The sequence below is a fragment of the Phytoactinopolyspora endophytica genome, from assembly GCF_004138495.1.
Lineage (GTDB): Bacteria > Actinomycetota > Actinomycetes > Jiangellales > Jiangellaceae > Phytoactinopolyspora > Phytoactinopolyspora endophytica.
In genome coordinates, this window is sequence record NZ_ML142874.1 from 1,241 (window position 1) to 8,726 (window position 7,486).

The window sequence follows — 7,486 nt, forward strand, 5'->3', positions numbered from 1 at the left end:
GGCACCGCCGGCTCCGCGGTCGTCTTCGCCGGCCTCACCGTCATGATCGCCCTCGCGGGGCTGTCCGTCGTCGGCATCCCCATCCTGACCGAGATGGGCCTGGCGGCCGCCCTGACCGTCGGGGTCGCCGTCGTCATCGCTCTGACTCTGCTGCCGGCTCTTCTCGGCTTCGCCGGACAACGTGTCCTCTCGACGCGCATCCCCGGCCTCAAGGTACGCGACCCCGAGGACGACAGCCGGCCGACGGCGGGCCGACGCTGGGCGAACTTCGTCGTCCGGCGGCCGGTGGCTGTGCTGACCGTCGCCGTCGTCGGGCTGGGCGTCCTCGCGTTGCCCATCACCGACCTACGGCTCGGATTCCCCGACGAGGGCACGTATCCACCGGAGACCACCCAACGTCAGGCCTACGATTTCACCGCCGAAGGGTTCGGTCCCGGCTTCAACGGCCCGCTCCTGGTCGTCGCCGACATGGCCGACGCTTCCACCTCAGAGCAGGCGGCCGAGGAACTGCACGCGACACTGTCCGAGCTCGACGGCGTCCAGATGGCGGCGCCCGCCCAGATCAACCAGGCCGGTGACACCGCAATCTTCAGCGTCGTCCCGGTCACCGGGCCAGACCACGAGGACACCGAGCGCCTCGTCGACACCATCCGGTCCGACGTCGCGACGCAAGCCGAGCAGTCCGGCGCCCACCTCAGCGTGACCGGCTCCACGGCGGTCTTCATCGACTTCAACGAGAAGATGGGCGACGCTCTCCTGCCCTATCTCAGCGTCGTCGTCGGCCTCTCCTTCATCCTGCTCATGATCGTGTTCCGGTCGATCATCGTGCCGCTGAAGGCCGCGCTCGGGTTCCTGCTGACCATCGCGGCGACGTTCGGCGCTCTCGTCGCGGTCTTCCAATGGGGCTGGCTGACCGGCCTACTAGGAGTTCAGGAGACCGGCTCCGTCATCAGTCTGCTGCCGATCTTCATCATCGGCGTCGTGTTCGGGCTGGCCATGGACTACGAGGTCTTCCTCGTCACCAGGATGCGGGAGGAGTTCGTCCATGGTGCCCAGGCGAGGCAGGCGGTCACCGTCGGTTTCCAGCACGGCGCCCGGGTCGTGGCCGCCGCGGCGATCATCATGATCAGTGTCTTCGGCGGGTTCATCCTGGGTGATGTCAGCGACATCGTCCAGATCGGGTTCGCACTCGCCGTCGCCATCGCGTTCGACGCGTTCATCGTGCGGATGACGATCGTCCCGGCCGTCCTGGCTCTGGTCGGCGCCCGCGCGTGGTGGTTGCCCCGGTGGCTCGACCGGCTGCTGCCCAACGTCGACGTCGAAGGCGAACGCCTCGCCCGCTACCTGGAGCGTCAGCAAGGCGAAGCCGACCAGACCGCCGTTCGATAAGGGCGCAGGATGTGGCTGATTCTCCAAGCGGCCGCCCGAACGGCCAGAATTGGGTCTATGAGCTCGCACGAGAACGGCCAGCCGACCGGGCTGCGGGAACGCAAGAAGGCCCGCACCCGGACGGCCATCCAGGACCACGCGCTCCGGCTCTACATGGAGCAGGGATACGTGGCGACGACTGTCGAGCAGATCGCCGACGCCGCCGACGTGTCGCAGAGCACGTTCTTCCGCTACTTCCCCACCAAGGCGGACACGGTCTTCTACGACCGCTACGACCCACTGATGATGGAGACGTTCGTCCGCCAGCCCGCTGATCTGTCGCCTGTGGCGGCCGTTCGAGCTTCGATCCACGATGTCCTGCAGCACATGAACCCCGATGAGCTCGCGCTCGAGAAGACCCGATGGCGGTTGATCGCGGAGGTGCAAGAGCTCCAGTCCGTCCTCACAGACTCAGTCAGGCAGAACAACGAGGTGCTCTGCCATTTCATCGCCGCACGAGTGGGCCGCGAGCCCGACGACTTCGCCGTTCGAATCTGGGTGGGCGCGGTGCTCGGTGCCGTCTATGCCGCATACTTCGCGGCCATGGCGAGCCCTGACAGCGATTTCATCGAGTACTTCGACGCGGCGCTCGCGCAGCTCGAAGCCGGACTTCCACTGTAGGTTCCTGCACATGCCGCGGGAGGACCTCCGGCGGCATACGCTCAGCCCTCTTCGATGACCACCGGTGTCGGCAGGGTGCCGGCGTTGTGCTCGACGAGGATCCACCCGTCGTCGCCCTCCCGGAGCATCGACCACGAGCAGTTGGACAGCCCGCCGATGTTGGTGAACAGCTTCAGCGGCATACCGATCAGGGCTGCGATGCCCAGCCGGGCGGCGCCACCGTGCGTGGTCAACACGGCGAGCCCGTCCTGAGGAAGCCGCGCCGCGGCGTCGCGCACGGCGCTCACCATCCGGTCGGCCACCTCTTGCCGCGTCTCGCCACCGCCGACCCGCAGCAACGGATCACCTGCACGCCACGCCTTGAACTCGTCCGGCCATCGCGCCGAGATCTCCGCCGACGTGCAGCCCTGCCACTCCCCGGCGTAGGTCTCTCGTAGCCTCGGATCGAATTCGAAGCCACTCCCGGTCAGCGCCGCCAGCGTCGCCATGGTGTCCCGGGTTCGTTTCAGGTCCGACGCGATGAGCAGCTCCGGTTCGAGCGACGCCAGCCGCGCCGCGGTCTCACGGGCCTGCTGTAGACCGACCTCGTCCAGGTCGACGTCGGTCTGACCTTGAAACCTGCCGGCAGCGTTCCATTCGGTCCGGCCGTGTCTCCACAGGACGACCCGTCGACTCACTCCCCCGCTCCGTTGCCACGGCCGACGTGGACGCTTTCCGGCAATTCGATGACGGGGCAGTCCTTCCACAGCCGCTCGAGCGCGTAGTACGAGCGCTCCTCCGCATGCTGCACATGTACGACGATGTCGACATAGTCCAGCAGCACCCACCTGCCTTCTTGCTGTCCTTCACGCCGCACCGGTTTAGCCTGGAGAACTCTCAGGCGCTCCTCGATGGCCTCGACTATGGCCCGGACTTGACGGTCATTGGGAGCCGAGCAGACGACGAATGCGTCGGTGATGGCCAGCTGGTCCGAGACGTCGAATGCGACGATGTCATCGGCAAGCTTGTCAGCGGCCGCCTCAGCGGCGGCGAAAGCGAGCTGGGTGGCGCGGTCGGTTGCGGGCAAATCAGAGCCTTTCAAGCGGACGATTCCCTACGAATCCTACGTCGGTACGTACAGTTGGCGCTTGTTGATGTATCGGACGATGCCATCGGGTACGAGGTACCAGATCGGCTCACCCCCGGCTACCCGGTCCCGGCACTCGCTGGACGAGATGGCCAGCGCCGGCACTTCGACCAGCGTGACCTTGCCTTCCGGCAGGCCGGCGTCGGACAGCTCATGACCCGGCCGGGTGCAGCCGACGAAGTGCGCGAGCTCGAACAATTCCTCCGCATCCCGCCAGGACAGAATCTGTTGCAGCGCGTCTGCCCCGGTGATGAAGAACAGCTCGCTTTCCTCGCCATGATCCTGCCGTAGGTCACGCAATGTGTCCACCGTGTAGGTGAGCCCGCCTCGGTCGATATCCACCCGGCTGACCGAGAACCGCGGATTCGACGCGGTCGCGATGACGGTCATCAGGTAACGGTCTTCGGCGGCTGTGACCTCCCGGTCGCCCTTCTGCCACGGCTGCCCGGTCGGCACGAAGATCACTTCGTCAAGGCCGAACCAATGCTGCACCTCGCTGGCGGCGACCAAGTGGCCGTGATGGATGGGATCGAACGTCCCACCCATGATGCCAAGTCGCTTCTGCTCGCTCACCAGGAAACCAGCTCAGGCGTGCGGGCGGCCCTTACCGAAGGAAAGGGTCACCATCAGCAGCACCAGCAGGATGACGAGCGCCCCGATGCCCCACCCTTCAGCCGGGAAACCCTCACTCTCGCTGTGCGCTTCTTCCGCCAGCAGCACGACCTTCTCCATGGGCAGCACACTATCGCATGCGGCCCACGGCTCGGCGAGCGCTAGCCGCGGATGTGACCGTCGCCGGTCACCACGTACGTGGTGGTGGTGAGTTCCCGCAGGCCCATGGGACCCCTGGCGTGCAGCTTCTGGGTGGAGATGCCGATCTCGGCGCCGAAGCCGAACTGCTCGCCGTCGGTGAACCTGGTGGAGGCGTTGACCATAACGGCCGCGGAATCCGTCGTGGCCGCGAACCGCCGCGACGCCGCGAGCGAGCGGGTGACGATCGCCTCCGTGTGCCCGCTACCCCATCGGCGGATGTGCGCCACCGCGTCGTCCAAACTATCGACGACGCCGACCGCGAGGTCCAGGGAGAGGTACTCGGCCGCCCAGTCGTCGTCCGTGGCGGCGGCCACCTCGGAGTCGTGACTGCGCACACGGTCGTCGCCGTGCACCGTGACACCGGCGTCGCGCAGTGCCGGCAGCACCCGCGGGAGGAACGCGTCGGCGACATCAGCGTGCACCAGCAGGGTCTCCGCGGCGTTGCAGACGCTCGGCCGCTGGGTCTTGGCGTTGAGCACGATCTCCAGCGCGGTGTCGAGATCCGCGTCGGCGTCGACGTAGACGTGGCAATTGCCCACGCCCGTCTCGATGACCGGCACGGTCGACTCCTCGACCACGCTGCGGATCAGCCCGGCTCCCCCGCGCGGGATCAGCACGTCGACGAGGCCACGTGCCCGCATCAGGTGCTTGGCGGCTTCGTGCCCGTCCCCGGGGACCAGCTGGACGGCGTCCAGGGGCACGTCAGTGGTCACGGTGGCGGTCCGCAGCACGCCGACGATGGCCGTGTTGGACACCGCCGCGCTCGATGAACCGCGCAGCAGGACGGCGTTGCCGCTCTTCAAGGCCAGCCCTGCGGCGTCGGCGGTCACGTTGGGCCGAGCCTCGTAAATGATTCCGACGACGCCGAGCGGCACCCGGCGCTGACGCACCTCGAGACCGTTGGGCAAGGCGTAGCCGCGTTCGATCTCGCCCACCGGATCGGGAAGCCCGGCCACCTGCCGCAGGCCGTCGGCCATCGCCGCGATCCGCTTGTCGTCCAGCCGGAGCCGGTCGATGATCGCCTCGCTGGTGCCGTTATCGCGAGCGCGAGCGACGTCTTCGCCGTTCGCCTCAACGATCCGCGCCGCATTGGCGACGAGCGCATCGGCCATCGCCATCAGTGCGACGTCCTTCTGCGCACGGGTCAGAACTGCCAGGTCAGCTGCCGCCTTACGGGCATGCCGGGCAGCGTCGTGGACGGAAGCCGCAAGCTCATCGGTCATGCCGAGAAGTCTACGACGCGTCCCCCTGCACTCTGCTCAGGATTCGCCGGCCCAGCGCCTGCGGACCTCGTCCGTGATCTCGGCCACCTCGGCAGCGGGCTGGGTGATGCGGATGTTGTTGCCGAACGGGTCCCGCAGGGCGCAGTCGATGCCGTACGGCTGCTCCGTCGGTTCTTGGGTGAACTCGACGCCCTTGGCCTTCAGCTCCTGGTACGTCTTCTGGCAGTCGTCGGTACGGAGGATGAAACCGAGCCCTGCGGCGCCCTTGGTGACCATGTCGCGGACCTGAGCGGCCGTCTCCTCGGGCATCGCGGGCGGAGCCGGCTTCTCCAGCAGTACCTCGCGGTCGTTGTCGCCGGGCACGCCGATGGTGAGCCAGCGCATGAACCCGAGGTCGACGTCGGAGCGGACCTCGAACCCGAGCTTGCCGACGTAGAAGTCGAGCGCCTCGTCCTGGTCGAGCACGTACAGGCCGGAATGTGTGATTGCTGTGAACATGGCTCTCACGCTAGACCGGTTCGCGTCGGCGCACTTCTCCAAAACTGCTCGGGCGCGTCCAGGCCATCGCGAAGCAACTCGGCACCGGGACGGGTTCCACTCGCTGGCGGTACTGCGAAGGGGAATGGCCGATGATGTCGCGGAAGACCCGACTGAACGTCCCGAGGCTGGTGAATCCTACGTCCATGCAGATGTCCGTCACGCTGCGGTCAGTGTTGCGGAGCAGCGCCATCGCCCGCTCCACCCGCCGGCGCTGCAGGTACCGATGCGGCGTCTCGCCGAAGGTGGCGCGGAACGTCCGGATGAAGTGCGCCTCCGAGACCAGCGCGATCCGTGCCAGCGCGGGTATGTTCAGCGGCTTCGCGTAGTCGCGATCTATCGCGTCCCGCGCACGCAGCATCCACCGGTTGGTCTCCTCAACCGACCTACTCTGGGCCGTCGCCCCGGGAACAGACGTCACCTCAGCAGTGTGGCACAGCCTGCTGGCCGATCCGTGTCCTGCGCGACCACCCGGCCATCGGGCTCCACCAGGGCTCGTGCGGCCCGGTCGAGAGCCTCCGGTAGATGCATTGTCATGGCCATACGCTGCAAGATACCGAACTCAGCCCATCACAGTTCACCATACGGTGACGGGCTCAGCCCCGTGTTCAGGCAACGTGACCTCCCTGATCGCCAGTTCACTCTCGCCGGGCCGCCAAGCTGCGAGCAGGTGACGTTCCTCGAAGGATCCCAGCAGCATCAGACGGCCATCCGGCGCCCAGAACTCCGTGGTGACCTTCAGCGCGGCAGCCACCGGCATGGACGGCACCTGAGCCCACTCCATCTTGTTCAAGTCGAGGACCCACACATCGAGGCGCTGCCGCGGACCCGGCCACGCTGGATGCTGATACGAGAAAGCCACATACCGGCCATCCGGGCTCACCCGGCCGTCGTACGGTCTCCCGACAGACTCAGGCGCCTCGACCGTCGTACTCGACCCATCTGACTCGACCACAGCGAAGCCCTCACCCCCCGTGACGACCATCCTCGTTCCCACGACAGCGTGGATCGTTCCGTCTTCGCGGACCGGCTCGCTGAGATCTGCGGGGTCGAGAATCGCGTCTCCTCGTCCATCGATCCAGACGAGCAACCCCAACGGGGTTTCTTCCCGGACGGTGACGGCACAATCGATAGCGCGAGCAGGTGTCATCGTCCTGCCGTCCAGCCCGATCTTCGCCAGCGTGCAGATGTCATCGGTTTCATAGGTCGTCACCCAGATGCCGTCCGGCGCTGGCGCCATCACCACATCGGACGCGATCCGCATCGCCTCGGTGGCGTCCTCAGAGAGCACGAACACTTGATTCGGGTCGTCACACTCGAGGGCGCACCCAACGGTCAAGACGGTGCGGTGCCCCACTTCGTGCGCCTCGACCCAGCGATCCCCACCCTCGGGAAGACCGGTTATCTTGCTCCGCTCGCCCTGGTCCAAGTCAACGAGCATGTTCCCGTCCACGAGCCGCAAACCGGTCGCGCCCGTCAGCGGAACACCCTCCGGTGTTCCCAGATCCTCGGCGCTGGTCGGCGCCTCATCCTTCGTAATATTCACCCCGGCTTCAGACTCATCGGCCGAGGCACCGCCGACGCTCTCGGTCTCCTGTGGAGATGTCGAGGCGTCATCGGGCTGCGAAGATCCACCGGCACACCCCGCCAGGACGAGTCCAACCAGAGCTATCCCTACACGAACACCGCGCACAAGCATTCCTCCCATGTGGGACGTACACCACCCAACTACGGCAGG

11 protein-coding genes are annotated in these 7,486 nt (G+C 66.7%); 2 read left to right on the forward strand and 9 right to left on the reverse strand.

Annotated elements, in window-relative coordinates:
- Positions 1-1,389: MMPL family transporter (locus tag ELR45_RS39860; protein WP_205857652.1), on the forward strand; the 1,389-nt coding region annotated here is incomplete at its 5' end.
- A 57-nt stretch (positions 1,390-1,446) separates the two neighbouring features.
- Complete coding sequence (locus ELR45_RS31520) at positions 1,447-2,049, forward strand: acyl-CoA-like ligand-binding transcription factor (protein WP_129669820.1); 603 nt, start codon at positions 1,447-1,449, stop codon at positions 2,047-2,049.
- Positions 2,050-2,090: 41 nt separating this feature from the next.
- Here ELR45_RS31520 and ELR45_RS31525 read toward each other — a convergent pair whose 3' ends face one another.
- Genes ELR45_RS31525 through ELR45_RS31555 form a run of 9 tightly spaced genes read right to left on the reverse strand, consistent with a single transcriptional unit; the run spans position 2,091 to position 7,294 of the window.
- Positions 2,091-2,726: a histidine phosphatase family protein gene (locus ELR45_RS31525; protein ID WP_129669821.1), complete on the reverse strand. Its 636-nt coding sequence runs from the start codon at positions 2,724-2,726 to the stop codon at positions 2,091-2,093.
- Positions 2,723-3,115, reverse strand: a complete 393-nt coding sequence (gene rsfS, locus ELR45_RS31530; protein ID WP_129669822.1) for a ribosome silencing factor — start codon at positions 3,113-3,115, stop codon at positions 2,723-2,725. The genes ELR45_RS31525 and rsfS overlap by 4 nt, the downstream gene beginning before the upstream one ends.
- A 36-nt stretch (positions 3,116-3,151) precedes the next feature.
- The gene (nadD, locus tag ELR45_RS31535; RefSeq protein ID WP_240760283.1) at positions 3,152-3,748 is read right to left on the reverse strand and encodes a nicotinate-nucleotide adenylyltransferase; all 597 of its coding nucleotides are present in this window, start codon (positions 3,746-3,748) and stop codon (positions 3,152-3,154) included.
- Between the two features lie 12 nt (positions 3,749-3,760).
- Positions 3,761-3,907 (reverse strand): hypothetical protein, encoded by a 147-nt coding sequence (locus tag ELR45_RS36110; protein ID WP_165368272.1) that lies wholly within the window; start codon positions 3,905-3,907, stop codon positions 3,761-3,763.
- 41 nt (positions 3,908-3,948) lie between these two features.
- Positions 3,949-5,211: a glutamate-5-semialdehyde dehydrogenase gene (locus tag ELR45_RS31540; protein WP_129669823.1), complete on the reverse strand. Its 1,263-nt coding sequence runs from the start codon at positions 5,209-5,211 to the stop codon at positions 3,949-3,951.
- Between the two features lie 36 nt (positions 5,212-5,247).
- On the reverse strand, positions 5,248-5,709 hold the full coding sequence (locus ELR45_RS31545; protein ID WP_129669824.1) for a VOC family protein: 462 nt from the start codon (positions 5,707-5,709) through the stop codon (positions 5,248-5,250).
- A gap of 10 nt (positions 5,710-5,719) precedes the next feature.
- Positions 5,720-6,109: a helix-turn-helix domain-containing protein gene (locus ELR45_RS31550; protein WP_129669864.1), complete on the reverse strand. Its 390-nt coding sequence runs from the start codon at positions 6,107-6,109 to the stop codon at positions 5,720-5,722.
- Between the two features lie 56 nt (positions 6,110-6,165).
- Complete coding sequence (locus ELR45_RS42230) at positions 6,166-6,291, reverse strand: hypothetical protein (RefSeq protein WP_276320756.1); 126 nt, start codon at positions 6,289-6,291, stop codon at positions 6,166-6,168.
- Positions 6,292-6,325: 34 nt separating this feature from the next.
- Positions 6,326-7,294, reverse strand: a complete 969-nt coding sequence (locus ELR45_RS31555) for a TolB-like translocation protein (RefSeq protein ID WP_129669825.1) — start codon at positions 7,292-7,294, stop codon at positions 6,326-6,328.
- Between the last annotated feature and the right edge of the window lie 192 nt (positions 7,295-7,486).

Coding starts and splice junctions, on each gene's coding strand:
- ELR45_RS31520 (WP_129669820.1), top strand. CDS start 1,447: ATGAGCTCGCACGAGAACGGCCAGCCGACCGGGCTGCGGGAACGCAAG.
- ELR45_RS36110 (WP_165368272.1), bottom strand. CDS start 3,907: ATGGAGAAGGTCGTGCTGCTGGCGGAAGAAGCGCACAGCGAGAGTGAG.
- ELR45_RS31540 (WP_129669823.1), bottom strand. CDS start 5,211: ATGACCGATGAGCTTGCGGCTTCCGTCCACGACGCTGCCCGGCATGCC.
- ELR45_RS31545 (WP_129669824.1), bottom strand. CDS start 5,709: ATGTTCACAGCAATCACACATTCCGGCCTGTACGTGCTCGACCAGGAC.
- ELR45_RS31550 (WP_129669864.1), bottom strand. CDS start 6,109: ATGCTGCGTGCGCGGGACGCGATAGATCGCGACTACGCGAAGCCGCTG.
- ELR45_RS42230 (WP_276320756.1), bottom strand. CDS start 6,291: ATGGCCATGACAATGCATCTACCGGAGGCTCTCGACCGGGCCGCACGA.